Consider the following 24,585-nt stretch of genomic DNA (forward strand, 5'->3'; position numbering starts at 1 on the left):
GTCCCTAGGTTTCGAGAGGCTCCAATGCCTTGAATTGATTATTCCTCATAACCATAATCCAACGCAACCCCGCACACCATCATGACCAATCCAGACCTTCACCTCGACATCCGCGACGACGTCGCCATCGTTCGTCTCACGCGCGGCGCCAAGCGCAACGCGCTGTCCGACGGCCTGATCCTCGCGCTGCGCGACACCTTCGAGACGCTGCCCGCCACCGTGCGCGCGGCCGTGCTCGACGGCGAGGGCCCGCATTTCTGCGCCGGCCTGGACCTGAGCGAGCTCAAGGAGCGCGACGCCGGCCAGGGCATGCAGCACTCGCGCCTGTGGCACAGCGCGCTCGACCTGATCCAGCACGGCCCGGTGCCGGTGGTGGCGGCGCTGCACGGCGCGGTGGTCGGCGGCGGGCTCGAGCTGGCCAGCGCCTGCCACATCCGTGTGGCCGACCGCTCCACCTTCTACGCACTGCCCGAAGGCTCGCGCGGCATCTTCGTGGGCGGCGGCGGCTCGGTGCGCATCCCCAAGCTGATCGGCGTGGCCCGCATGACCGACATGATGATGACCGGTCGCGTCTACAACGCCGAAGACGGCGAGCGCGCCAACTTCGCGCAGTACCTGGTCGACGAAGGCACCGCCTTCGACAAGGCCCTGGAGCTTGCCAAGCGCATCGCCACCAACGCGCCGCTCACCAACTACGCGCTGATGCACGCCCTGCCGCGCATCTCCGAGCAATCGGCCGACCACGGCTTCTTCACCGAGGCGCTGATGTCGGGCATCGTCCAGGCCGCGCCCGAAGCCAAGGCACGCGTGCGCGACTTCCTCGAAGGCCGCGGCGCCAAGGTGAGCAAGGGATGACCGCCGTCCGCTACCGCCCGCTGGCCTTCGGCGTGACGCGCGCGGTGCTGCGCGACGGCGCGCCGGGCACGCGCTACCTCACGGCCGAGACGCCGCTGCAGGCCTACCGCGAACGCATGACCGACCGGCTCGCGCACTGGGCGCAGGTCGCTCCCGATCGCACCTTCATCGCACGCCGCGAGCGCCTGCCCGACGGCCGCACCGGCGACTGGCTGCGCGTGAGCTATGCGCAGGCGCTGGAAGAAGCGCGCGGTATCGGACAAGCCTTGCTCGATCGCGGCCTGAATGCCGAGCGCCCGGTCGTGATCCTCAGCGAGAACGGCATCGAGCACGCGCTGCTCGCGCTGGGCTGTCTCTACGCCGGCGTGCCCTACTGCCCGGTGTCGCCGCCCTATGCGATCGTGAGCCAGGACTACGACAAGCTGCGCCACGTCATCGACACGCTCACGCCCGGCCTGGTGTTCGCGGCCGACGCCGCGCGCTTCGCCAAGGCCATCGCGGCCACCGTGCCGGCCGGCACCGAGGTCGTGCTCGCCGAAGGCACGCTCGAAGGCCGCGCCACCACGCGCTTCGACGTGCTCGCCGCCACGCCGGCGACGCCCGCCATCGACGCGGCGATGCAGGCCACCGGCCCCGACACCATCACCAAGTTCCTCTTCACCTCGGGCTCGACCAAGATGCCCAAGGCGGTGATCAACACGCACCGCATGTGGTGCGCCAACCAGCAGCAGCTGCGCCAGTCGATTCCCGCGCTGGGCGACGAGCCGCCCGTGCTGGTCGACTGGCTGCCCTGGAACCACACCTTCGGCGGCAACCACAACGTGGGCATCGTGCTGGACAACGGCGGCACGCTGTTCATCGACGACGGCAAGCCCACGCCCGCCGGCATGGCCGAGACGCTGCGCAACCTGCGCGAGATCGCGCCCACCATCTACTTCAACGTGCCCACCGGCTTCGAGGCGATTGCCAACGCGATGGAAACCGACGCCGTGCTGCGCCGCAACCTGCTGTCGCGCGTGAAGATGTTCTTCTACTCGGGCGCGGCGCTTGCGCAGCCCGTGTGGGACAGCCTGCACCGCACGCAGGAGTCGGAAGTCGGCGAGCGCATCGTGATGGGCACCGGCCTGGGCATGACCGAGTCGGGTCCCTTCGCGCTGTACGTGACCGGCCCCGACGTGAAGTCGGGCGACGTGGGCCTGCCGGCCGCCGGCATCGAGCTCAAGCTGATCGAGGTCGACGGCAAGACCGAGGTGCGCTACCGCGGCCCCAACATCACGCCCGGCTACTGGCGCGCGCCCGAGGCCACCGCCGAGGCCTTCGACGACGAAGGCTTCTTCTCCACCGGCGACGCGGTGAAGTGGATCGACGAGCACGACATCCACCGCGGCCTGCGCTTCGACGGCCGCATCGCCGAAGACTTCAAGCTCGCCACCGGCACCTTCGTGAGCGTGGGCCCGCTGCGCGCGAAGATCATCGCGGCCGGCTCGCCCTACGTGCAGGACGCGGTGCTCACAGGCATCAACCTGAAGGAAGTCGGCGCGCTGATCTTCACTACGCAGAAGGTGCGCCAGCTCGCCGACCTGCCTGCCGACGCCCCGCTGCAGCAGGTGCTCGAAAGCGCGCCCGTGCAGGCGCACTTCCAGCAGGTGGTGGACACGCTCGCGGCCGGCGCCACCGGCAGCGCCAACCGCATCGCACGGCTGCACCTGATGGCCGAGCCGCCGTCGATCGACAAGGGCGAAGTGACCGACAAGGGCTCGATCAACCAGCGCGCCGTGCTCAAGCACCGCGCCGCGCTGGCCGACGCGCTGCACGCCGACACGCTGCCTTTCACGCTCAAGCCCCGCTAACCCCATTCAGGAGACAACCCATGAAGATCGAAGGACAAGCCGCACTCGTCACCGGCGGCGCCTCGGGCCTCGGCGAGGCCACCGCGCGCGAACTCGCGCGCCTGGGCGCCAAGGTCGCGGTGCTCGACCGCAACGCAGCCCTGGCCGAAAAGGTGGCCGCCGAAATCGGCGGCGTCGCCTGCGTCTGCGACATCACCGACACCGACAGCGTGAACGCCGCGCTCGACAAGGCGCAGGCCGCACACGGTCCCGCACGCATCTTGATGAACGTCGCCGGCATCGGCAGTGCCAAGCGCATCGTCGGCAAGGACGGCAACCCCGCGCCGCTCGAAGACTTCGTGCGCGTGGTCAACATCAACCTGATCGGCGGCTACAACATGGCGCGCCTCTTCGCAGCGCGCTGCGCGAAGCTCGACGCACTCGACAACGGCGAGAAGGGCGTGATGCTCTTCACCGCCTCGGTCGCGGCCTTCGACGGCCAGGTGGGCCAGCAGGCCTACAGCGCATCGAAGGGCGGCCTCGTCGGCATGACCCTGCCGATGGCGCGCGACCTCGCGCAGCACGCCATCCGCGTGTGCACCGTGGCGCCCGGCCTCTTCGCCACGCCGCTGCTGCTGGAGCTGCCCGAGCCGGTGCAGCACTCGCTGGCTGCATCGATCCCGTTCCCGCCGCGCCTGGGCAAGCCGTCGGAGTTCGCCGAGCTGGCCTGCCACATCGTCACCAACGGCCACCTCAATGGCGAAGTGATTCGCCTCGACGGCGCCCTCCGAATGGCGCCGCGCTGATTCCCGCCCCCGCAGACAACCAGGAGACAAGACCATGACCACCCGACGCCAATTCACGGCGGCGCTCGGCGGCACCGCCGCGCTCGCCGCATTGCATCCCCTTGCCGCACTCGCCCAGGCGGTGCAGCAGCAGGTGAAGATCTACTACGGCTTTCCGGCCGGCAGCGCGGGCGACAGCGTGGCCCGCCGCGTGGCGGACAAGCTGGGCAACACGCCCTTCACCGCCACCAACCCGGTGGTCGAGAACAAGCCCGGCGCGGGCGGGCGCATCGCGCTCGACACGCTCAAGACCTCGCCGGCCGACGGTTCGGTGCTGTGCCTCGCGCAGGCCTCGGCGCTGTCGATCTACCCGCACATCTACACCAAGCTCAGCTACGCCATCCCCGACTTCGCGCCCATCTCCATCGGCGCCGTGATGACGCACGGCCTGGCCGTCGGCCCGATGGTGCCGGCCAGCGTGAAGACGCTGAAGGACTACATCGCCTGGGCCAAGGCCAACCCCGGCCAGGCCAGCTACGGCTCGCCGGGCGCGGGCTCCACGCCGCACTTCCTGGGCGCGCTGCTGGGCCTGAGCACCGGCACCGACCTGCGCCACGTGCCCTACCGCGGCTCGCTGCCCGGCATCAACGACGTGGTGGGCGGCCAGATCGCCTCGTGCCTGACGCCCGCCGGCGACTGCCTGCCCTTCGCCAAGGCCGGCAAGCTGCGCGTGCTCGCCACCTCGGGTGCGCAGCGCCCGGCCTACCTGCCCGACGTGCCGACCTTCACCGAGCAGGGCTTCCCCGAGATCGTGGCCGACGAGTGGTTCGGCTTCTTCGCACCGGCGAAGACGCCGGCCGCGACCATCGCCGTCGCGAGCACCGCGATCCAGGCCGCGCTGAAGGACAAGGCCGTGGCCGACGGCCTGCTGTCGGTGGGCCTCATCGCGCACGGCTCCTCGCCCGAGGAGATGAAAAAGTCGCTGCAGTCCGAGTACGAACGCTGGGGCCCGCTGGTCAAGAAGATCGGTTTCACCGCCGAGTCCTGAGCCCCATGCACTACCAGCCTCGCCCCGAAGACGTCCGCTTCCTGTTGAACGCGGTGCTCGATGCGCCCACGCGCCTGCGCGCCCTCGCGCCCTTCGCGGAGGTCGACGAGCCGCTGCAGTCGCAGGTGCTCGAGGAAGCCGCACGCTTCGTCGGCGAGGTGATCGCGCCGCTGAACCGCGAGGGCGACGAGATCGGTTGCCGCTTCGACGGCGGCGAGGTCGTCACGCCCCCGGGCTTTCGCGCGGCCTACCAGGCCTTCGTGGACGGCGGCTGGCCGGCGCTCTCCGCCGCCGCTGAAGACGGCGGGCAGGGCCTGCCCGCGGTGCTCGAGGCCATCCTCTACGAATGGCTCAGCGCCGCGAACCACGGCTTCACGATGGCGCCGGGGCTGCTGCACGGCGCGTACGCCTGCCTCAAGCACCACGGCAGCGACGAACTGAAGGCGCGTTATCTGCAGAAGATCGCGACCGGCGAATGGCTCGCGACCATGTGCCTCACCGAAGCGCATGCCGGCAGCGACCTCGGCCAGGTGCGCACGCGCGCCACGGCGCAGGCCGACGGCAGCGTGCGCGTGAACGGCGGCAAGATCTTCATTTCAGGCGGCGAGCACGACCTCACGCCGAACATCGTGCACCTCGTGCTGTGCCGCCTGCCCGATGCACCGGCCGGGCCCAAGGGCCTGTCGCTGGCGCTCGTGCCCAAGGTGTTGCCCGACGGCGCACGCAACGCGGTGCACTGCGAGCGCATCGAAGAAAAGATGGGCCTGCACGGCAGCCCGACCTGCACGATGCGCTTCGACGACGCCACCGGCTGGCTGGTCGGCGAGCCCGGTCGCGGGCTGGCCGCGATGTTCGTGATGATGAATGCGGCGCGCCTGCACGTCGCGCTGCAGGGCATCGGCCTGCTCGACGCCGCCTGGCAGAAGGCCGACGCCTACGCCGCCGAGCGCCGCCAGATGCGCGCGCCCGGCGCCGCGCCCGCCAGCCGCGGCACCGAAGCGGCCGACCTGATCGCCGAGCACCCGGCCGTGCGCCGCATCCTCGACACGCAGCGCGCCTGGATCGAGGGCTCGCGCGCACTGGCCTACCGCAGCGCGCTGATGCTCGACATCGCCACGCACGACAGCGACGCCAAGGCGCGCGAGCGCGCGCAGCGCTGGTGCTCGCTGGTCACGCCGATGCTCAAGGCTGCCTGCACGCAGCAGGCTTTCCATGGTGCGAGCGACTGCCTGCAGGTGTTCGGCGGCCACGGCTACATGCGCGAATGGGGCGTCGAGCAGGTGGTGCGCGACGCGCGCGTGACCATGATCTACGAGGGCACCAACGAGATCCAGGCCATCGACCTGCTGGTGCGCAAGGTGCTGCCCGACGGCGGCGCGGCGCTGTCGGCCGTGCTGCTCGAGCTGCGCGACACGCTCGACGCCTCGCGCGAGGCCGATGCCGACGTGCAGCGCCGGCTGGCGCAGCTGCGTTACCTGGGCACCACGGTGGCGATGGCGGCGCACGCCAACCCCGTGCTGCCTTACGAGGTGGCGGATGACTTCCTGCGCGTGACCGCCCTCACGCTGATGGCGTGGGCCTGGGCCCGCATCGAGGTGGCCGCGCCCGACGATGCGGATCGCCTGCGCGCCGCGGCGGCCTTCCGGCGCTGGGTGCTGCCCGAGTTCGAGATGCGCCTGGGCATCGTCAAGCGGGCTTGTGAGGGTGTCGCACTGGCGCATTCCGCACAAGAGGCGTCACGCTAGTTGTTCGAGAAAGCAACGCGCGGTTACGCTCGCCGCATGCCTCCTCCCGCGAAAACACCGTCCGCCAAAACCGAATCCGCCGCTGCGCCGTCGCCCCGCACGGACCGGCTCGACGCCCGCGTGCTCGAAGGGCTGGTCGGCTACAACGCCCGGCGCGCCTGGCTGATCGTGAGCACCGTGTTCGCCGACCGCATGGCGCCCTACGGCCTCAAGCAGATCGACTTCTCGGTGCTCTCCTTGCTGGCGCACAACCCGGGCGCCACCTCGCGGCAGCTGTGCAACACGCTGGACATCCTGCCGCCCAACCTCGTGAGCCTGGTGGCCACGCTGGACGGCCGCGGCCTCATCGAACGCCGCCCGCACCCGCACGACGGTCGCGCGGTCGGCCTGCACCTCACGCCCGCCGGCGAGACGCTGATCCGCGAGGCCGAGCAGGCCGTGGTGCAACTGGAAACCGAAGCCAGCAGCCGCCTGAGCACGCGCGAGCGCGAGACGCTCATCAAGCTGCTGCAGAAGATCTATCTCTGAGACCGGAGCGCGGCGACGCTGCGGCTACAGGCCGCGTTCCACCATGTCGATCAGGCGCTGCCCCAGCGCATGCGTGGCCGCCGCGTCGACCCCGCGCAGCGGGCCGTCGATGATGAGCAACGCCAGCCCGTGCACCGCCGACCACGCGAGGTATTCGGCGCCCGGGCGCCGCGCCGGGTCGAGCAGGCCCGCGTCCACGAGCCGGTCGACGGCCGCGCCCAGCAACTCGAACGGGTTCATGCCGCTGGCGCCCGCGCCGTCGGGACCGACGTCGCCCTGCGCGTCTTCCGACACCACGAAGGCCGTGCGGAACAGCCCCGGCTGCGCCTGCGCAAAGCGCAAATAAGCGGTGCCGATGGCGCGCACCTGCGCGCGCGCGAAGTCGGCGGGCGGCTGGTCGCAGGGCAGCACGGCGAGTTCGCCCTCCATCGCCTTGGCCGCCTCCGACAGCGCCGCGGCACGCACCGCCAGCAGCAGGTCGTGCCGGCTGGCGAAGTGGCGATACGCCGCGTTCGGCACCACGCCCACGCGGCGCGTGGCCTCGCGCAGCACCACGGCACTGGGGCCCCCGTCCCGCGCCAGTTCGATGCCCGCATCCAGCAGCGCACGGCGCAGGTCGCCGTGGCGGTAGGTGCTGCGCGCGGGCGGCAGGCTTTCGGGAACGTTGTTGAGCTTCATCGCGACTCCATGTGGACACTGTCCATTATCTCTGCTATTCTTTGTGGACGGTGTACACAAAGTAATTCCATTGTTTTCGCGCAGACCCGTTGTGCCCGTGAACCAACCGAAAGGAAACGCCATGAAAGTCCAGTCTTACCTGTCCTTCGAAGGTCGTTGCGACGAAGCGATTGCCTTCTACAAGAAGGCGCTCGGCGCCGAAGTCGTGCAGCTGATGCGCTACAGCGAGGCGCCGGCCACCGGCGGCCCCGAGGGCGACCCCGACGCCGGCTGCGCAGGCGGCATGCCCGGCCCTGACAAAGTGATGCATTCGGTCTTGCGCATCGGCCAGACCGAGCTCATGCTGTCCGACGGACGCTGCTCCGGCCAGGCCGAGTTCAAGGGAATCATGCTGTCGCTGTCGGCCGACAGCGACGCCGACGCCCGCAAGTGGTTCGACGCACTGGCCGATGGCGGCCAGGTGATGCAGCCGCTGATCCCGACCTTCTTTACCACCAGCTTCGGCATGCTCAGCGACCGCTTCGGCGTGGGCTGGCTGCTGGTGGCGGACCCGGCCGCCGCGTGATGCGCGGGGGCTCGTTCTTCACTCTTCCCACACGCTTTTTTTCATCATGCTCAAGACCATCGTCCTCGCCGTCCTCGCGCTGATTGCCGCGCTGCTCATCTACGGCGCCACGCGGCCCGACAGCTTTCGCGTCGAGCGCACCACGCGCATCGAGGCGCCGGCCGAAAAAATCTTTCCGCTGATCGATGACTTCCACCGCTGGGGCGCGTGGTCGCCCTACGAGAAGCTCGACCCGGCCATGAAGCGCAGCTACGGCGGCGCCGCCAGCGGCAAGGGCGCGACCTACGCCTGGGAAGGCAACAGCAAGGCGGGCGCGGGCACGATGGAAATCACCGAGTCGCAGCCGGCGTCGAAGGTCGCGATCAAGCTCGATTTCGTGAAGCCCTTCGAAGGCCACAACACGGCCGAGTTCACGCTGCAGCCGCAGGGCGGCGCCACGCAGGTCACCTGGGCCATGTACGGCCCGAGCCCCTACATGGCCAAGCTCATGGGCATCTTCTTCGACATGGACCAGATGATCGGCAAGGACTTCGAGGCGGGCCTGGCCAATCTGAAGAGCGCAACCGAGAAGTAGACGCCTCCTCCCCTCATCGACTCACCTCACTCATTCAAGGAACTCACATGTCCCCCATCAACGCTTACCTCACGTTCGACGGCAACGCCGCCGAGGCCATGCGCTTCTACGAGAAGACGCTGCGCGGCACCATGCAGATGATGATGACCGTCGGCGAAGCGCCCGACACCGAGCAGATGCCGGCCGAGGCCAAGAAGCGGATCATGCATGCGTCGCTCACCTACGGCGACGGCATCCTCATGGCCTCCGACACCATGCCGGGCCAGCCCTTCGAAGGCATGAAGGGCTTCGGCGTGGCGCTCACGCTCGACACCGTGTCCGAGGCGCGGCGCATCTTCGACGCCTTCGCCGACGGCGGCTCGATCGGCATGCCGTTCGAGAAGACCTTCTGGGTCGAAGGCTTCGGCATGGTGACCGACCGCTTCGGCACGCCGTGGCTCATCAACGGCGGCAAGGCGCTGGTCTGAGCACGGAGCCGCCTCTCTCTACTTTTCCCTTCTTCGCAGGAAGCACCTTCCATGACCGAAACCCTCGACAACCGAAAGCGCTGGCTCGCCCTGATGGTGCTGTGCCTGGGCGTGCTGATGATCGTGCTGGACACCACGATCGTGAACGTGGCGTTGCCTTCGATCCGCACCGACCTCGGCTTTTCCGAGACGTCTTTGGTCTGGGTGGTGAACGCCTACATGCTGACCTTCGGCGGCTTCCTGCTGCTGGGCGGGCGGCTGGGCGACCTGTACGGCCACCGCCGCGTGTTCCTCGCGGGCCTGGTGCTGTTCACGCTGGCCTCGCTGGCCTGCGGGGTCTCGACCTCGCAGGGCCTGCTGGTGGCGGCGCGCGCGGTGCAGGGCCTGGGCGGCGCGGTGGTGTCGGCCGTGGCGCTCTCGCTCATCATGAACCTGTTCACCGAGCCGGCCGACCGCGCCAAGGCGATGGGCGTGTACGGCTTCGTGTGCGCGGGCGGCGGCAGCATCGGCGTGCTGCTGGGCGGGCTGCTCACGAGCACGCTGAGCTGGCACTGGATCTTCCTGGTCAACCTGCCGATCGGCGTGGCGGTGTATGCGCTGTGCGTGGCGCTGCTGCCCAACGCACGCGGCCATGCGCACGGCGAGAAGCTCGACGTGGCCGGCGCCATCACCGTCACCTCGTCGCTGATGCTCGCGGTGTACGGGGTGGTTAACGGCAACGAAGCGGGCTGGGGCTCCACGCAGACGATGGGCCTGCTCGGCGCGGCCGTGGTGCTGCTGGCCGTCTTCATCGCCATCGAGGCGCGCGTGCAGCATCCGCTGATGCCGCTGGGCCTGTTCAGGCTGCGCAGCGTGTCGGTGGCCAACGTGGTGGGCGTGCTGTGGGCCGCGGCCATGTTCGCGTGGTTCTTCATCTCGGCGCTGTACATGCAGCTGGTGCTGCAGTACACGCCGATGCAGATCGGGCTGGCCTTCCTGCCGGCCAACGTGATCATGGCGGTGTTCTCGCTGGGCCTGTCGGCCAGGATCGTGATGCGCTTCGGCATCCGCAAGCCGCTGGCGGCGGGGCTGTGGCTCGCGGCCCTCGGGCTGGCGCTGTTCGCGCGCGCACCGGTCAACGGCAGCTTCGTGCTCGACGTGCTGCCCGGCATGGTGCTGCTGGGCCTGGGCGCGGGCATGGCCTTCAACCCGGTGCTGCTGGCGGCCATGAGCGAGGTCGACCCGGCCGACTCGGGCCTGGCCTCGGGCGTGGTCAACACCGCCTTCATGATGGGCGGCGCCCTGGGCCTGGCCGTGCTGGCCAGCGCCGCGGCGGCACGCACCACCGCCATGGCCACCGCCGGCGCGCAGATGCCGCTGGCGCTCACCGGTGGCTACAACCTGGCATTCCTGGTCGGCGCCGTGTTCGCGGCGGCGGCGGGTCTGATCGGGGTCTTGCTGCTTCGCCCGGCTGCGCCGGGACACACCCACAACAACAACGAAGCAGCGTCGGCCCCGGGCGCGGCGGGCAAGACAGCGTCGCCGTGAACGCGACGCCGCCATGCAGCCCCCGCTTTTCTTTCTTCAACGTTTCTATCCCCTATTCAGGAGAACAGACATGGCTCGTTATGTAGACGGATTCATCGTCGCCATTCCCACCAAGAACGTCGAGGCCTACCGCAAGCTCGCGCGCAAGGCCGGCAAGGTCTGGATGGAGTACGGCGCGCTCGAGTACGTGGAGTGCATCGCCGACGACGTGAAGCCCGGCAAGCTCACGTCGTTCCCTCAAAGCGTGAAGCTCAAGGCCGACGAGACCGTGGCCTTCTCGTGGATCACCTACAAGTCGCGCAAGCACCGCGACACGATCAACAAGAAGGTCATGGCCGACCCGCGCCTGGAGGCCATGATGGACATGAAGAACCTGCCGTTCGACGGCAAACGCATGATCTTCGGCGGCTTCAAAAGTATTGTGGAGCTCTGAACATGCTCAGGCCAGGAAGCCGTCGTAGACGAGCTTCAGGCCCGTGAGCAGCATGCCCAGGTACACGAAGCGATAGAACCACGTCGCATCGATGCGGCGTGCGATGCGGATGCCGATCCACACGCCCAGCGGTGCAATCGGCATCAGCACGAGCGAGGTGGCCAGCGTGCGAAAGTCGAGCAGGCCGAGCCACGCGTAGGGAATCCACTTGCTGAGATTCACCACGAAGAAGAAGTAGGCCATCGTCGCCGTGAACACCACGGGCTTGAGCTTCAGCGGGATCACGTAGGCATTGATCGGCGGCCCGCCCGCATGCGCGATGAAGCTGGTGAAGCCCGACACGGCCGTCAGCACCGCGCCCACCGCGCGCGACGGCAGCGGGTCGTTGGGCTTGGGCGGGAACAGCAGGCGCTGCGCCAAAAACACCAGCGTGAACACGCCCACGATGCCCGCCACCGTGTGGGCCGACAGCACGCGAAACAGCAGCGTGCCGATCACCGTGCCGACCAGCCCGAACGGAATCAAAAACTTGAGCAGCGAGCGGTCGAAGTCGCGCCGGAACGCGGCCAGGCCGAGCAGGTCCATGAGCAGCAGCAGCGGCATCAGGATCGCCGCCGCCTGCGGCACGGTGACGGCCAGCGCCATCATCGGCACGGCCAGCGACCCGAATCCGGCGCCGAAGCCGCTCTTGCTGATGCCGAGCAGCAGCACGGCGGGGACGGCGACCGCGTAGAACGACGGGTCAGTGATGAGGGGAAAAACCATGGGAAAACCAGCAGCGCAGAAAAAAGCCCGCCAGGGGCAGGCGGGCCGTCCGGGAGCGTAGCAGGAAGCCCGGTTGCCTGCCGACGGGCCTCCCTGCGCTGCGCCTCACGGGACAACCCGCTTGACAGCGTTTTCGAGATTTATGACATTTATGATCATAAATACCCGAAACCCAGATGCCCCCTTCCCAACCCAAGCCTTCGCTCACGCGCGACAAGCGCGTGAAGCGCTCCGACCAGGTGGTCGACAACATCAAGCGCTGGGTCGTGCAGACCCAGCAGCAGGTCGGCAACAAGCTGCCGCAGGAGAAAGAGCTGATCGAGCAGCTCGGCGTGTCGCGCGGCACGGTGCGCGAGGCGCTGGCCGCGCTGCAGGTGCAGGGGCTGGTGGCGATCAGCACCGGCCCCAACGGCGGCGCCACGCTCACGCAGGCCTCGTACGAGCAGTGCCTGCAGGCGGTGTCGAACTTCCTGTACTTCCAGCCGGTCGACATCGCGATGCTGTACGCGCTGCGCCGCGTGGTCGAGCCCGAGCTGGCCGCCAACGTGGCCACGCGCCTCACCGAGGACGACCTGGCCGCGCTGGAAGCGCTGATCGGCCACAGCCACCCGGCGCACGGCGGCAGCGCCGACTGGAACGAGCGCCGCGAGGCCGACCTGCTGTTCCATGACCGCCTGGCCGAGGCCTGCAGCAGCCCCTTCCTGGCGCTGGTGTGCCGCCTGCTCAACGACGTGATCCGCCGCGTGATCATCGTGCGCAACGCGCTCACCGAGTTCGACCAGTTCGACGAGGAGATCATCGACAGCCACACCGAGCTGCTCGACGCGCTGCGCGCCCGCGACCCCGCGCGTGCGCGCGAGGTCATGCGCGTGCACATGGAACACGCCGAAGCCCTGGCCCTGGAGGCCGAATCCCGCGTCGATCGCGGCAGCCTGCTCATGAAGAAACCGACCGGCTGACGCCTGCGCGGCGTGGGCTGACCCGCCGCCCTCTTCTCTCCCTGCTCTCTCTTGCCTTCACCCCGGTCGCGCCGGGGTGCGGGGTTTCCTTTGCCTGAACTTTCCTCGAGACCTCCCATGACTGCATCCCCCGCCCTCTGGCAGCGCAGCGCCACTGACCTCGCCGACGCCGTGCGCCGCCGCGAGGTGTCCTGCCGCGAAGTGACGACCAGCGTGCTCACGCGCATCGCCGAGCTCAACCCGCGCCTCAATGCCCTGGCCGAGGTGCTGGCCGACGAGGCCCTGGCCAACGCCGACGCCGCCGACGCGCGCACCCTGCGCGGCGAGCCGCTGGGCCCACTGCACGGCGTGCCGGTGAGCATCAAGGTCAACGTCGACCAGGCCGGCCACGCCACGACCAACGGCGTGATTCCGCTGAAGGACCACATCGCCCGCGAAGACGCGCCGGTGGTGGCGCACTGGCGCAGCGCGGGCGCCGTCATCGTGGGGCGCAGCAACACCGCGACCTACTCGTCGCGCTGGTTCACCGACAACGGCGTGCACGGCCGCACGCTGAACCCGTGGGACGCGGCCATCACCCCCGGCGGCTCCAGCGGCGGCGCGGCTTCCGCGGTGGCCAGCGGCATGGGCGCGCTGGCACATGGCAACGACATCGGCGGCTCGATCCGCTACCCCGCGTACGCCTGCGGCGTGGCCGGCCTGCGCCCCACCGCCGGCCGCGTGCCGGCCTTCAACCCGAGCGCGACGAGCGAGCGCGGCATCACGCCGCAGCTCATGTCGGTGCAGGGGCCGCTGGCGCGCAGCATCGCCGACCTGCGCCTGGGCTACGAGGCCATGGCGCGCCCCGACGCGCGCGACCCGAACTGGGTGCCGATGCCGCACGAGCTGCCGCGCCCCGCCGGCCCGATCCGCGTGGCGCTGTTCAAGCGCACGCCGGGCATTCCGGTCGACCCGGCCGTCACGCAGGCGCTGGACGATGCCGCGCGCTGGCTGCAACAGGCGGGCTACGCGGTCGACGAAGCCGAGCTGCCCTGCTTCGGCGAAGCCGCGGCCCTGTGGCGCACGCTGATCGTGGACGACACCCGCCGCAACATCATCGCGGGCGTCGAGCAGCACGGCGACGACCTCATGCGGCGCAGCCAGCGCTACCTGCTCGAAGGCATGGCCGAGACCGACCGCGACGGTTTTCTCGACGCGCTCGCGCGGCGCCAGGCGCTGCTGCGCAGCTGGTCGGTGTTCATGCAGACCCATCCGCTGGTGCTGATGCCCGTGTCGTGGCAGCGCCCCTGCCCGCAGGACGAAGACGTCGCCAGCCTCGAGCGCGCCCGCGCCCTCATCGACGCCCAGAGCCCGCTGCTCGCAACCGCCGCGCTGGGCATGCCCGGCCTCGCGGTGCCCACCGGCATGGCCGGCGGCGCGCCCATGGGCGTGCAGCTGCTGGCCTGGCGCTTCCGCGAAGACCTGCTGCTGGAGGCCGGCCAGGCGATCGAAGACGCGGCCCGCTTCACGCCGCTGGTCGCGCAGTGATCTCTCTTTTTCTGTTCTTCCAACGATTCCAACCACCCGGAGACTTTCGATGAGCCCCTTCACTTTCCCCACCGGCGCTGCGCTCTCGCGGCGCAGCCTCATCCGCGCGGCAGCGGCCACGGGCCTGGGCGGCCTGCTGCCGTACGGCGCGAACGCGCAGCCGGCGGTCAACCGCCTGATCGTGCCCTTCCCGGCCGGCGGCCCCGCCGACTTCATGGGCCGGCTGCTGTCCGAAAAACTCAAGGACGAACTCGGCCGCCCGGTCATGGTCGACAACCGCCCCGGCGCCGGCACGCGGCTGGCGGCCGAGGTGCTGAAGAACAGCCCCGCCGACGGCACCACCATGCTGCTGGCGCCGGTCGACCCGATGTTCATCGGCCCCGCCATCTACGCCAACATGCGCTTCAACCCGGCCACCGACTTCAAGCCCGTGACCGACGTGAGCGGCATCCAGTTCGGCCTGGCCGTGAGCGCCGCCTCGCCGGTGAAGACGCTGGCCCAGTTCGTCCAGGCCGCCAAGGCCAACCCCGACCAGGGCTCGATCGGCATCACCACCGTGGGCTCGCTGCTGCACTTCCTGGCGATGGACTTCGTGGCCCTGTCGCGCAGCGGCGCCACCCTGGTGCCCTACCGCGGCGGCGCGGCCATGGTCACCGAGCTGATCGGCGGCCAGGTGGCCTCGGGCATGGACGCCACCACCACCCTCACCGAGTACCACCGCGCGGGCAAGCTGCGCGTGCTGGCCGTGGCCGGCGACAAGCGCGCCGACGGCCTGCCCGACGTGCCGACCTTCGCCGAGTCGGGCTACCCGACGCTGGTGGCCTCGTCGCGCTACGTGCTGTATGCCCACGCCAACACCGCGCCCGCCACGCTGGCGCAGTGGAACCGGGCCGTGCGCAAGGTGCTGGCGATGCCCGACGTGCGCGAAAAGCTCGGCCGCGTGGGCTACGACCTGCTGCCCGGCGCCTCGACCGAAGAGGTGGTGCGCTACACCGACGCGCTGGCCGCGCGCTGGCTGCCGGTGATCAAGGCCTCGGGCTACAAGGGCGACTGAGGCCCGTCGGCAGCGACCCAACCGCCGAAAAGTGTGCGTAAACGCACCGACCGGCGGCGGCAGGGCTCTCACACTGGCATGGCAACCGCCGCAGTCCGCGGCGGCCTTCTTCCTTTTTTCTTCCACTCAAGGATTCGCCATGAACACCCAGGCTGCCCCGATCGCCTCCGCCGCTTCGGCGTCTTCCTCCTCGTCGTTCCTTGCCACGCCCGCGGCCCGCGACGACGCCGGCAAGCTGGTGCTGCGCGTGTCGGTCGGCGTGCTGATGCTGCTGCACGGCATCTTCAAGCTCTCGGCCGGCGTCGGCTTCATCAGCGGCATGCTGGCCAAGGCCGGCCTGCCGGGCGGGCTGGCCTACCTCGTGTTCGTGGGCGAGATCGTCGCGCCGCTGCTGATGATCGCGGGCCTGTGGACGCGCGCCGCCGCCGCCGTGGTGGTGATCAACATGCTCTTCGCCTTCGGCCTCGTGCACATGGCCGACCTGTTCGCGCTGACCAAGCAGGGCGGCTGGGCGCTGGAACTGCAGGGCCTGTACCTGTTCGGCGCACTGAGCGTGGCGCTGATGGGCGCCGGCCGCTACAGCGTGGCGGGCCCGAACGGCCGCTGGAACTGATCTAGTCGCCGCGCACCTGCGACACCATCAGCGCCAGGCGCTCGGCATCGGCCACCACCAGCGCCTTGCCGTCCTTGCGCAGCACGCCGCTGCGCACCAGCGTGTTGAGTTCGCGGGTCACCTGCTCGCGGTTGGTGCTGATCTGGCTGGCCAGCGCCGCGTGCTTGGGCGCGGGCTCCAGCCGAGCCTCGTTGCCGTCGATGCCCGCCTCGCGCGCCAGGCGCAGCAGCTCGGCATGCAGGCGGTTCTGCACGCCGAGCGTGCTCAGGTCGATCACCCGCTCCGACAGCTGCCGCACCAGCGCGGCCAGCCGCTGCATCACGCGCTCGGCCACCAGCGGCTCCTCGCGCAGCAGCGCCAGGAAGGCGGCGCGGTCCAGGCTGGCGACCACGCAGGGTTCGAGCGTGACCACGTCGGCCGAACGCGGCCCGCCGTCCAAGGCTGCGATGTCGCCGAAATGCGCGCCGGCCTCCGAATCGCGGAACGTCACCTGCCGGCCGTTGGCCGCGTAGGTCGTCACGCGCACGCGGCCCGACACCAGCAGGAACACCTCGCCCTGCAGGTCGGCGCGCAGCATCAGCGGCTTGCCGGCCGCCACGCTGTGCCACAGGCACTGGCGCGCCAGATGGTCGAAGCGGTCGTCGGACAGGCCTTCGAGCAGCGCGATGCGGCGCAGCGCCAGGCTGGAGCGGGGGGTGGGTTCGGGTAGGGCCATGCCGGTGGTCATCGAGGCGCGCGCATTATGCTCGGGTGCCGCTTCGAACCCGTTCATGGACAGACGTTCCCCTCCTTCCCCTTTTTTGCTGAGAACGCCGACACGGCGCAACCTCCGCTGGGCGAGCGGGCTGGTGCTGATGGCCTACATCACGGCGCACCTGCTGAACCATTCGCTGGGCATCGTCTCCTTCGCCGCGGCCGAGACCGTGCTGCGCGGCGTGCAGAAGTTCTGGCACAGCCTGCCCGGCACGCTGCTGCTGTACGGCGCCGCCCTCACCCACCTCGTGCTCGCCGTGGCCGCCCTGTGGGAACGCCGCACCCTGCGCATGCCGCCGCTCGAGGCCCTGCGCGTGCTGCTGGGCTTTGCGCTGCCGCTGCTGCTGGCCACCCACCTCACCGCCATGCGCGGCGCCTGGCTGGCCTACGGCATCGAGGGCTCGTACGTGCGTGTGGTCTGGGGCCTGTGGGACCTGGCCGGCGCGGGCGCGCAGCTGGGCATGATGCTGGCCGCCTGGGCCCACGGCTGCCTCGGCCTGCACTTCGCGCTGCGCGTGCGCCCGCTCTACCGGCGCCTGTTCGCGCCGCTGCTCGCCATCGCCGTGCTGCTGCCGGTGACCGCCGCGATGGGCTTCGTCTCGATGGGCCGCGAGTTCCAGTGGACCGGCGTGCCGCCCGTCGTGCTGCCGACGCCCGAACAGGGCCGCGCGCTCAACGCCGCCGAGACGAACATCAAGCTCTATTACGCCTTGGCGCTGCTGGCCCTGCTCGCGGCCTACGCGGCGCGCAGCCGCCTGGCCCGGCGCGCGCGCGGCGCCACCGTGGCGCTGCGCTACCCCGACCGCACCGTGCACGTGCCGCCCGGCTGGAGCGTGCTCGAAGCCAGCCGCTCGCACGGCATCGCGCACGTGTCGATCTGCGGCGGACGCGCGCGCTGCTCCACCTGCCGCGTGCGCGTGGGCGGCGCGCCCGAACACATCGGCACGCCGGGCCGCGACGAGCAGCGCACGCTCGAGCGCGTGCGCGCCCCGCACGACGTGCGGCTGGCCTGCCAGCTGCGCCCGCGCGGCAGCATCGAGGTGACACCGCTGTTCGCGCCGCTGCCGCGCGAGGGCCGGCCCGCGCCGGTCGGCCGCTTCGGGCACGAGCGCGACGTGGCCATCCTGTTCGTCGACCTGCGGCGCTGGTCGGGCCTGTCGGAGCGGCAGTGGCCCTTCGACCTGGCCTACGTGCTCGACCGCTACTTCGCCATCGTGGGTGCCGCCGTGCGCGAGAGCGGGGGCGTGCCCAACCAGTTCATCGGCGACAGCGTGATGGCCATCTTCGGCCTCGAGAGCGACCTGCCCACTGCCTGCCGGCAGGCCCTGCACGCCACCCAACTCATCGGCGAGCGCATGGACGCCTGGAACGTCGACTTCCAGGCCCAGTTCGGCCAGCACCTGGATTTCGGCATGGGCCTGCACGCCGGGCGCGCGGCCGTCGGCGAGGTCGGCTACCTCGAGACCACCACCTTCACCGCCATCGGCGAAGTGGTCAACACCGCGAGCCGTCTGCAGGACCATTCCAAGACGGCCTCGGCGCGGCTCGTGGTCTCGCAGTTCGCGGCGCAGCAGGCCGGCGCAGAAGACGCGCTCGGCCCGGTCGACACGCTGAACGTGCGCGGGCGCTCCGAACCGCTGGCCGTGATGTATTCACGCGCCGGGAAAGCGGCCTGAGCATCACCTGCCGGATTCGGTGCGCAAACGCACAGCGCCTTCCGTGATGCGGTTTCACACTGCAGCCTGTGGCAACGACGACTGTCCGCCGCCCACAGACTCAAGGGAAATCTCATCATGAACAGCAAGCAACTCCTCGCCATTTCCGCCGCCGCCTTCGCCCTGCTGGGCACCGTGGGCGCGGCCCACGCCGAAACGTATGAAGGCGTGCACGCCATCACCTCGGCCGCCAGCCGTGCCGACGTGCGCACCCAGGCCGTCGCCGCCGCGCGCAATGGCAACGAATACTCCGACGCCGCCGCCGAAGGCACCGTCGCCGTGACCTCCACGCTCGACCGCCAGGCCGTGCGCGACCAGGCCGTGGCCGCTGCCCACAACCCGCTGCAAAGCCTGGACCGCCGCGCCTTCTACCGCGACGAAGTGCCCGCCGCCTACAAGAAGCCGGCCGTGAGCTTCACGCGCCAGGCCGGCCTGTAATCACGACGCCACCTGCACCCGCGCCGCGCGCGGGCCTGCGGCCTCGGTGATCGTGAAGCGCACCGGCAGGAAGCGCTCGATCACCGCGCAGTTCGTGCGCGTGTGCGGCGTCACTTCGCTGCAGGTGAACGCGCCCGACTGCCCCGGTTGCCGGAACACCGCCAGCGCCAGCAGCAGCGCGAGCTGATCGGCCAGGTGCGGCCCCACGGCCGCGTCCTCGTGCTTCTGGAACGCGCGCACCTCCTTCACGAGGCCGTGCGCCACCTGCTCCGCGCTCAGCGTCTTCTCGCCGAAGGCCGTGAACACCTCGGTGAGGTGGGCGTAGGTCAGCGTCACCAGCAGCGCATTGCCAGGACCTTCGTTCTGGCGCGTCGGCACCGTGCGCAGCTGCTCGGCTTCCACCGACCAGCCCATCGCCGCACCCACCGTTTCGAGTTCGCGCGCCGCCACATGGCGCGGCAGGCCGGGCGCCAGGCACTCCGCATGGCCCGCGCGCAGCTCACCACGCGACAGCAGGTCGAAGGCCTGCAGCCGCGCGCCTTCCGCAGCCGGCACGATCGTCGCGTCCACCTCGCCGCCACCGGCCGGGTAGAAGCCGCAGCGGCGCAGCACCAGCTGCAGGTCGCCGCCGAGGCGACGCACCAGCGGCGCGAACGCGCGCTCCAGGAAGTGGAACGGTGGCGCCATCGGGTTGTGCGTGCCACCGCTCAGCCGCAGCCGGCTCACCTGGCCCGCGGGTTGCAGCAGCAGCGGCGGCAGCACCGTCTGCAGCACCAGCATGCAGCTGCCCGCGCCGGCGATCACAAAACGGTAGTCGCCCGCGCGCACCGGCCCCGGCACGAAGCGCAGCGACTGCGAGCCCAGCTCGGCGCCCTCGACCTGCGCGCCGCTGATCTCCGCGGCCGCATGCACGCACGCCAGGTGCTGGCGCATCAGGCCCGGCTTGGCGCGACCAGCGCGAATCTTCGCGATGGCCAGCGGCCGGCCCGTGACCATCGACAGCGCGAGGCCGGTGCGCAGGATCTGGCCACCGCCTTCGCCTTGGGAGCCGTCGAGTTCGACGGCATCGAGTGCTCGTTGTTTTTCTTGTGCTTCCGTCATCGGGAAAGTCTTTCTTTTTTACTCAGTCGTTTGTCGTTGTTCTCGTTCGCGACGTTCCGAGCCGGCATGCGCGACAGCGCACCGCCGTGCTGTGGATGCTGCCGAGCGCCACCTCGTACCACCACTTCTGCTGCTTGGCCGTCCACACCTCTTGCGCACCGCAATCGCGGCAGGTGAACGCCTTGTCGACATAGAAGGTCGGCAGCGGGCCGTAGGTGTTGTTGTGCGCGGCCAGCAAGGCCGTGTCGGCCGCGACCATGCCTTCGGCACGCAGCAGGCGTGCATCGGCCTGGCGCTGCTGCAATGCCACGGCGCGCGCGGCGCGTTCGAGGCGGTGCGCCTTGATTTCGGCGCGGCGTTGCTTGTTGCTTTTCATAGTCGGACCTCGCTCCGCGATATCGCTCATCGGCGCCTTATTGCACTCATCCTCTTCAGAGCCTCATGCGCAATGACTTGCTCATTGGCCATGACCGCCGCTTGTGCCAATGAACTCAGCGCTATGGAGTCCACAAACTCCAAGATGTTCTCCAACTGCTCAGGCTGTTGACGTGCACAGATCTCGTCGTTGCTCCATTGCTGCAGGAGCTGCGTGATACCTGTGTGCGTCAGATCGCACAGCTCAGAATAGTTCGCCCGGTGAAAGGCCGACAAGATGTCAGGAGGGAGCTCATCTGCAACCTCCAATGCGATCACAAGGTCTTTCTGAGGCGGTGGACTCCTTCCTGAAAGAAAGGCGGCCACCGCCTCATCGCTGGCCGCTCGGCTTAGCCACATCCCCCGGATGTAGGCATCCCAAGCACAACGCAAGAGTGCGGTTGCAGGCGCAATGAGACCCGCCCGGTAAAGGCTAGAAACTGCGGCTTGGTGTTGCCACACGACGTAGTAGCAAGTTGCGGCGAGTTCACTTCGACCATCTCTAACAACGCCAATCCCGTCGAACTTCGATGCAATCCAGTCCGCTGTCTCTCGGCTCTTTTCCAGTCGTTCGTTCATTTTTAACCCTTCACACACACCACCTGCTTGAGCGTGTAAACCACCTCCACCAGGTCCTTCTGCGCCTCCATCACCGCGTCGATGTCCTTGTAGGCCATCGGGATCTCGTCGATCACGTCGGCGTCCTTGCGGCATTCGACGCCTTCGGTCGCGGCGATCTGGTCGGCGACGGTGAAGAGCTTCTTCGCTTTCGTACGGCTCATCTTTCGACCGGCGCCGTGGCTGCAGCTCATGAAGCTCTCGGGGTTGCCCTTGCCGCGCACGATGTAGCTCTTGGCGCCCATGCTGCCGGGGATGATCCCCAGCTCGCCGAGCTTGGCGCTCACCGCGCCCTTGCGGGTCACGAGCACGTCTTGCCCGAAGTGCGTTTCGCGGCTCACGTAGTTGTGGTGGCAGTTCACCGCTTCCACGTGCGCCTCGAAGGGCTTGGTGATGACCTTGCGCGCGGCCGCGACCACGCGCTGCATCATCACTTCGCGGTTCGCACGCGCGAACTTCTGGGCCCAGCCCACCGCACGCACGTAGTCGCCGAAGTACTGGGCGCCTTCCTCGAAGTACGCCAGGTCCTGATCGGGCAGGTTGCGCTGGTGCAGCTGGGCGTCCTTCTTCGCGAGTTCGATGAAGTGCGTGCCGATGGCATTGCCCACGCCACGCGAACCCGAGTGCAGCATGAACCACACGGCGCCCGCTTCGTCGAGGCACACCTCGATGAAGTGGTTGCCGGTCCCCAGCGTTCCCAGGTGCTTGTGGTTGTTCGTGTTCTTGATGCGCGGGTGGTCCTCGCAGATCAGCTCGAACTCGTCCACCAGCTTGGCCCAGGCAGCGTCGGTTTCATCGGGCGGCGTTTCCCACGAACCCTTGTCGCGGCCCATGCGCTTGGGGTTGCTTCCGTGCGGCACGGCCTTCTCGATCGCCGAACGCAGCGGGCCCAGGTTGTCGGGCAGGTCGCGTGCGTTGAGCGTGGTCTTGCAGGCCATCATTCCGCAGCCGATGTCCACGCCGACAGCGGCGGGGATGATGGCCTTGAAGGTCGGGATCACCGAACCCACGGTCGCGCCGATGCCGTAGTGCACGTCGGGCATGGCCGCGATGTGCTTGAACACGATGGGCAGGCGCGCGGCGTTCTCGAGCTGCTTTTGCGCTTCGTCTTCCACGGGCACGCCGTTGGTCCACATCTTCACGGGAACGCCGTTGGCCACTTCGTGCAGCTTGTAGTTCGTCTTCGTTTCCATAATTTCTTTCGTTTTCTTCTTCAATCGGCAATCAAATCAAACACCGAATCGAGTATTTCCTTGGGACCCATTCCTGCACTGCACCCGCAAGCGGAGTGCTGTTCGATCGTCGACATGTCCAAGGCCAGCATCTTCTTGGCAAAGAGATCGCGATGATGTGCATCCAAAAGCCATGACTTCATGGTTTCGCGAAATACGGGCCGGTCGTCGGCAAAGGCATTCTCAATTTCCCGAGCCTTCCAAAAGTCCCAGTAGCCGGCATTGGCGTAGTGCAACGTGGCACCGGGACTCTCTGCTTCTAGCCAATGCGCCAGCAAGGGTTCCAATCCGATGCCACCCAGATGGAACATCAGCAGGATGTCAAAGGCATTGCCTCCCATGAAGTGGTTGGATGCCTGTTCTTGCCAATGGTGCCGCCGCAGTCCTTCGGAAAAGAACACCAATGCGAATGCATCGATGACCGCACGCTCCTGCACTGAAAATGTTCCCGCCTCGCAGCGTCCCAGACGGTCCAGATAAAGCTCCGTCGAGTGGTGCAGCTCGGCGCCCTGACTCAACAAGTCGAACATTCGCGGCAAGAAGTACTTGATTTCGTTACCGGGCTGCACTTCGCTTTTGGCAGAAGTGTTGTACTCATAAAAGTGTCTGGCGGTGAGTTGCAACAACGGCAGGCAACGCATCTCTTTCTCCAGCGCGTCGTCCATGCAACAGGAGATGCAGACGTCCAGCATGTGACTTGGCGCCCGGTACTTCTTGAACACGGCGTAGGCCTGCTCTACCGCTTGGCTCATCGCAAATGAAGGCTTCAACAGTTTTTCGTTCATTTTTTCCCTGCTCCAACTTCAAGATGGTGGACACGGCGGGATTCGAACCCGCATCAATACGGCGACCATGGTGTTTGAGTCCGATGGCCCAGTCGACGATTGGAAACGCGCGCCAGTGACAGACCCGTCATCGGAGCCAGCACCTGCATCCTCAACCTTGCTCGTCAACCGACTTGCCCGCCGTACCTGGTCTTACCCAGGCTGCCGGCAATTTCAAACATTTTTGGCAGTGGCGCTCCCTTCTGTGCCTGCGTGCCCGTGTCTCTCTCATTTCTCTACCGCTCAGGACCCGTTCGGCCGCAGCGTCACGAGTCCGTTGAGCACCTGGTCCAGGCCGCCGACCACCGAGATCTTGTCGATGCGCTCGGCCACGCGTTCCAGCGTCTCGAGTTCCTTCATGCGCAAGGCGACGGGGTTGCCCTCCATCACCTTCGCAGTGTTCAACAGCGAGCGCGTGGCCGCGGTTTCCTCGCGGCGGCGGATCACGTTGGCCTGGGCCGACTTCTCGGCCTCCACCACCTGCGCGAGGATGGTCTTCATCTCGCCCGGCAGGATGATGTCCTTCACGCCCACGCTCTCCAGCACCAGGCCCGAACCTTCCAACCGCTCACGCACCTGCGCCAGCACCGTCTGGTCGATGGCGGACTTGTTCTCCAGCAGGGCGTCGAGCGTCTGCTCGCCCACCGCCGCGCGCAGGCCGAACTGCAGCTCGCGGTACACATGCTCGGCCGGCTTGGGCATCTGCGCCAGGGCCTGGCGCACATCGGCAAAGCGCCACACCGCCGACAGGTTCAGCCGCAGCCCCACCTTGTCGCGGGTCAGGATTTCCTGGCCGCTCACTTCGGCGATCTGCGAACGCAGGTCCACGCTGGTCACGGCCACCTGCCGGTTGAAGCGCCAGAAGCCGTGGTTGCCCGGCGGCAGCAGCGCCTGCATCTGGCCTTCGAGGGTCAGCACGCCGGCGTGGAACTCGGGCACCTGCACCAGCAGCACGCCTTCGAGCCCCTGCACCGCACGCGGACGCAGCGCCACGCTCTGCAGCTTGGCCAGCAGCTCGGCCGGCAGGCGTGCATCGGCGGCCACGTCGATCACGTCGACGCGCTGCTCGCGCAGGCCGCGCCAGTAGAGCTTGCGGGTGGCGGGCGGCAGCACCTGCACCAGCACGCCGTCTTCATGGCGCAGGCCGACCTCGGTCTCGCCCAGCGACACCTGCACGAACTCGCGTTGCACCAGCTGCGGCTCGCGCGCCAGGAAGTAGTCGACCAGCTCGTGCTCGAAGGCCGGCTCGGCCAGCGAGAAGCGCTCGAGCTGCACGGTGTCGAAACCCGTGAACACGCGGTACTTGCCGGCGGCATACAGGCCCTCGAAGTCGCCGTTGCGCAGCAGCAGCACGCGTTCGTTCTTCTTGACGGTGAATTGGGTGAATCCCAGCATTTTTTCTTCCTCTCTCTTCTTCTTCGTTGCGGTTGTCGTTCGTTGTTCGTCTGTGTTTCGTATCGGGGCCCACGAAGGGCAGGCGGCGGGCACCGTGGCTTGCGAGGTCAGCAACGCAGCGGTCGACGGGTCGGTGCGGTGGC

The 24,585-nt window shown here is 68.6% G+C and carries 26 protein-coding genes; 17 read left to right on the plus strand and 9 right to left on the minus strand.

The genetic code is table 11. The features are described from left to right. Window positions 1-81: 81 nt before the first annotated feature. The 6 genes from AC1RGU_RS20010 to AC1RGU_RS20035 are packed head-to-tail and all read left to right on the plus strand — an operon-like array spanning window position 82 to window position 6,790. Window positions 82-855: a crotonase/enoyl-CoA hydratase family protein gene (locus AC1RGU_RS20010; protein ID WP_062479508.1), complete on the plus strand. Its 774-nt coding sequence runs from the start codon at window positions 82-84 to the stop codon at window positions 853-855. After that, window positions 852-2,705: a feruloyl-CoA synthase gene (locus tag AC1RGU_RS20015; protein ID WP_492697558.1), complete on the plus strand. Its 1,854-nt coding sequence runs from the start codon at window positions 852-854 to the stop codon at window positions 2,703-2,705. Before AC1RGU_RS20010 ends, AC1RGU_RS20015 begins: the two co-directional genes overlap by 4 nt. Before the next feature lie 20 nt (window positions 2,706-2,725). Then, window positions 2,726-3,490, plus strand: coding sequence for an SDR family NAD(P)-dependent oxidoreductase (locus AC1RGU_RS20020; RefSeq protein ID WP_062479514.1), 765 nt, complete (start codon window positions 2,726-2,728; stop codon window positions 3,488-3,490). Between the two features lie 34 nt (window positions 3,491-3,524). Then, window positions 3,525-4,517: a Bug family tripartite tricarboxylate transporter substrate binding protein gene (locus AC1RGU_RS20025; protein ID WP_062479517.1), complete on the plus strand. Its 993-nt coding sequence runs from the start codon at window positions 3,525-3,527 to the stop codon at window positions 4,515-4,517. Window positions 4,518-4,522: 5 nt separating this feature from the next. Beyond that, entirely contained in the window at window positions 4,523-6,262 is a 1,740-nt protein-coding gene (locus tag AC1RGU_RS20030) for an acyl-CoA dehydrogenase family protein (RefSeq protein WP_492697560.1), read from the plus strand. Between the two features lie 36 nt (window positions 6,263-6,298). After that, window positions 6,299-6,790, plus strand: a complete 492-nt coding sequence (locus tag AC1RGU_RS20035; RefSeq protein WP_062479522.1) for a MarR family winged helix-turn-helix transcriptional regulator — start codon at window positions 6,299-6,301, stop codon at window positions 6,788-6,790. Window positions 6,791-6,814: 24 nt separating this feature from the next. On the opposite strand, the gene AC1RGU_RS20040 is transcribed toward AC1RGU_RS20035, so the two are convergent. Continuing rightward, window positions 6,815-7,468: a TetR/AcrR family transcriptional regulator gene (locus tag AC1RGU_RS20040; RefSeq protein ID WP_095951005.1), complete on the minus strand. Its 654-nt coding sequence runs from the start codon at window positions 7,466-7,468 to the stop codon at window positions 6,815-6,817. Window positions 7,469-7,589: 121 nt separating this feature from the next. On the opposite strand from AC1RGU_RS20040, the gene AC1RGU_RS20045 reads away from it, so the two are divergent. From AC1RGU_RS20045 to AC1RGU_RS20065, 5 genes are all read left to right on the plus strand, one after another. Then, the gene (locus AC1RGU_RS20045; RefSeq protein ID WP_492697562.1) at window positions 7,590-8,033 is read left to right on the plus strand and encodes a VOC family protein; all 444 of its coding nucleotides are present in this window, start codon (window positions 7,590-7,592) and stop codon (window positions 8,031-8,033) included. 46 nt (window positions 8,034-8,079) lie between these two features. Then, window positions 8,080-8,607: an SRPBCC family protein gene (locus tag AC1RGU_RS20050; RefSeq protein WP_447746969.1), complete on the plus strand. Its 528-nt coding sequence runs from the start codon at window positions 8,080-8,082 to the stop codon at window positions 8,605-8,607. Window positions 8,608-8,654: 47 nt separating this feature from the next. After that, window positions 8,655-9,074, plus strand: a complete 420-nt coding sequence (locus tag AC1RGU_RS20055) for a VOC family protein (RefSeq protein ID WP_492697564.1) — start codon at window positions 8,655-8,657, stop codon at window positions 9,072-9,074. A gap of 51 nt (window positions 9,075-9,125) precedes the next feature. Then, on the plus strand, window positions 9,126-10,601 hold the full coding sequence (locus tag AC1RGU_RS20060) for a DHA2 family efflux MFS transporter permease subunit (RefSeq protein WP_492697566.1): 1,476 nt from the start codon (window positions 9,126-9,128) through the stop codon (window positions 10,599-10,601). 70 nt (window positions 10,602-10,671) lie between these two features. Next, entirely contained in the window at window positions 10,672-11,034 is a 363-nt protein-coding gene (locus AC1RGU_RS20065) for a DUF1428 domain-containing protein (protein WP_062479540.1), read from the plus strand. Window positions 11,035-11,040: 6 nt separating this feature from the next. Here the strand turns inward: AC1RGU_RS20065 and AC1RGU_RS20070 are convergent, their stop codons facing one another. Further along, window positions 11,041-11,799: a sulfite exporter TauE/SafE family protein gene (locus AC1RGU_RS20070; protein WP_070061947.1), complete on the minus strand. Its 759-nt coding sequence runs from the start codon at window positions 11,797-11,799 to the stop codon at window positions 11,041-11,043. 176 nt (window positions 11,800-11,975) lie between these two features. Between AC1RGU_RS20070 and AC1RGU_RS20075 the strand changes: the two genes are divergently transcribed. The 4 genes from AC1RGU_RS20075 to AC1RGU_RS20090 all read left to right on the plus strand — a co-directional run bounded on the left by AC1RGU_RS20075 (window position 11,976) and on the right by AC1RGU_RS20090 (window position 15,952). Next, entirely contained in the window at window positions 11,976-12,758 is a 783-nt protein-coding gene (locus AC1RGU_RS20075; RefSeq protein ID WP_492697567.1) for a FadR/GntR family transcriptional regulator, read from the plus strand. 117 nt (window positions 12,759-12,875) lie between these two features. Then, window positions 12,876-14,285, plus strand: coding sequence for an amidase family protein (locus AC1RGU_RS20080; protein ID WP_492697568.1), 1,410 nt, complete (start codon window positions 12,876-12,878; stop codon window positions 14,283-14,285). A gap of 49 nt (window positions 14,286-14,334) precedes the next feature. Continuing rightward, complete coding sequence (locus AC1RGU_RS20085; protein WP_492697570.1) at window positions 14,335-15,339, plus strand: tripartite tricarboxylate transporter substrate-binding protein; 1,005 nt, start codon at window positions 14,335-14,337, stop codon at window positions 15,337-15,339. A gap of 139 nt (window positions 15,340-15,478) precedes the next feature. Beyond that, on the plus strand, window positions 15,479-15,952 hold the full coding sequence (locus AC1RGU_RS20090; protein WP_062479555.1) for a DoxX family protein: 474 nt from the start codon (window positions 15,479-15,481) through the stop codon (window positions 15,950-15,952). Between the two features lies 1 nt (window position 15,953). Here AC1RGU_RS20090 and AC1RGU_RS20095 read toward each other — a convergent pair whose 3' ends face one another. Next, window positions 15,954-16,679 (minus strand): Crp/Fnr family transcriptional regulator, encoded by a 726-nt coding sequence (locus AC1RGU_RS20095; RefSeq protein ID WP_083259261.1) that lies wholly within the window; start codon window positions 16,677-16,679, stop codon window positions 15,954-15,956. Between the two features lie 43 nt (window positions 16,680-16,722). Here AC1RGU_RS20095 and AC1RGU_RS20100 point away from each other — a divergent pair, with 43 nt between their 5' ends. After that, a complete protein-coding gene (locus AC1RGU_RS20100; RefSeq protein ID WP_492697572.1) occupies window positions 16,723-18,381 on the plus strand; it encodes an adenylate/guanylate cyclase domain-containing protein in 1,659 nt (552 codons plus the stop codon). A 117-nt stretch (window positions 18,382-18,498) separates the two neighbouring features. Next, on the plus strand, window positions 18,499-18,858 hold the full coding sequence (locus AC1RGU_RS20105) for a hypothetical protein (RefSeq protein WP_062479876.1): 360 nt from the start codon (window positions 18,499-18,501) through the stop codon (window positions 18,856-18,858). Here AC1RGU_RS20105 and rtcA read toward each other — a convergent pair whose 3' ends face one another. The 6 genes from rtcA to AC1RGU_RS20135 form a co-directional block, all read right to left on the minus strand. Beyond that, window positions 18,859-19,959, minus strand: coding sequence for an RNA 3'-terminal phosphate cyclase (rtcA, locus tag AC1RGU_RS20110; protein WP_492697574.1), 1,101 nt, complete (start codon window positions 19,957-19,959; stop codon window positions 18,859-18,861). It lies immediately after the preceding gene. A 22-nt stretch (window positions 19,960-19,981) separates the two neighbouring features. Continuing rightward, window positions 19,982-20,335 carry a zinc-ribbon domain-containing protein gene (locus AC1RGU_RS20115; protein ID WP_139699966.1) on the minus strand — a complete coding sequence of 118 codons (354 nt, stop codon included), beginning with the start codon at window positions 20,333-20,335 and terminating at the stop codon, window positions 19,982-19,984. Window positions 20,336-20,361: 26 nt separating this feature from the next. Then, the gene (locus AC1RGU_RS20120) at window positions 20,362-20,952 is read right to left on the minus strand and encodes a DUF6988 family protein (protein WP_492697575.1); all 591 of its coding nucleotides are present in this window, start codon (window positions 20,950-20,952) and stop codon (window positions 20,362-20,364) included. Between the two features lie 2 nt (window positions 20,953-20,954). Further along, entirely contained in the window at window positions 20,955-22,184 is a 1,230-nt protein-coding gene (locus tag AC1RGU_RS20125; RefSeq protein ID WP_492697577.1) for an RtcB family protein, read from the minus strand. A 20-nt stretch (window positions 22,185-22,204) separates the two neighbouring features. After that, window positions 22,205-23,008, minus strand: coding sequence for a hypothetical protein (locus AC1RGU_RS20130; RefSeq protein ID WP_492684839.1), 804 nt, complete (start codon window positions 23,006-23,008; stop codon window positions 22,205-22,207). A gap of 282 nt (window positions 23,009-23,290) precedes the next feature. Next, a complete protein-coding gene (locus tag AC1RGU_RS20135) occupies window positions 23,291-24,442 on the minus strand; it encodes a slipin family protein (protein ID WP_492697578.1) in 1,152 nt (383 codons plus the stop codon). Window positions 24,443-24,585 lie beyond the last annotated feature (143 nt).

The sequence above is a fragment of the Variovorax sp. GW823-FHT02B07 genome, from assembly GCF_058797695.1.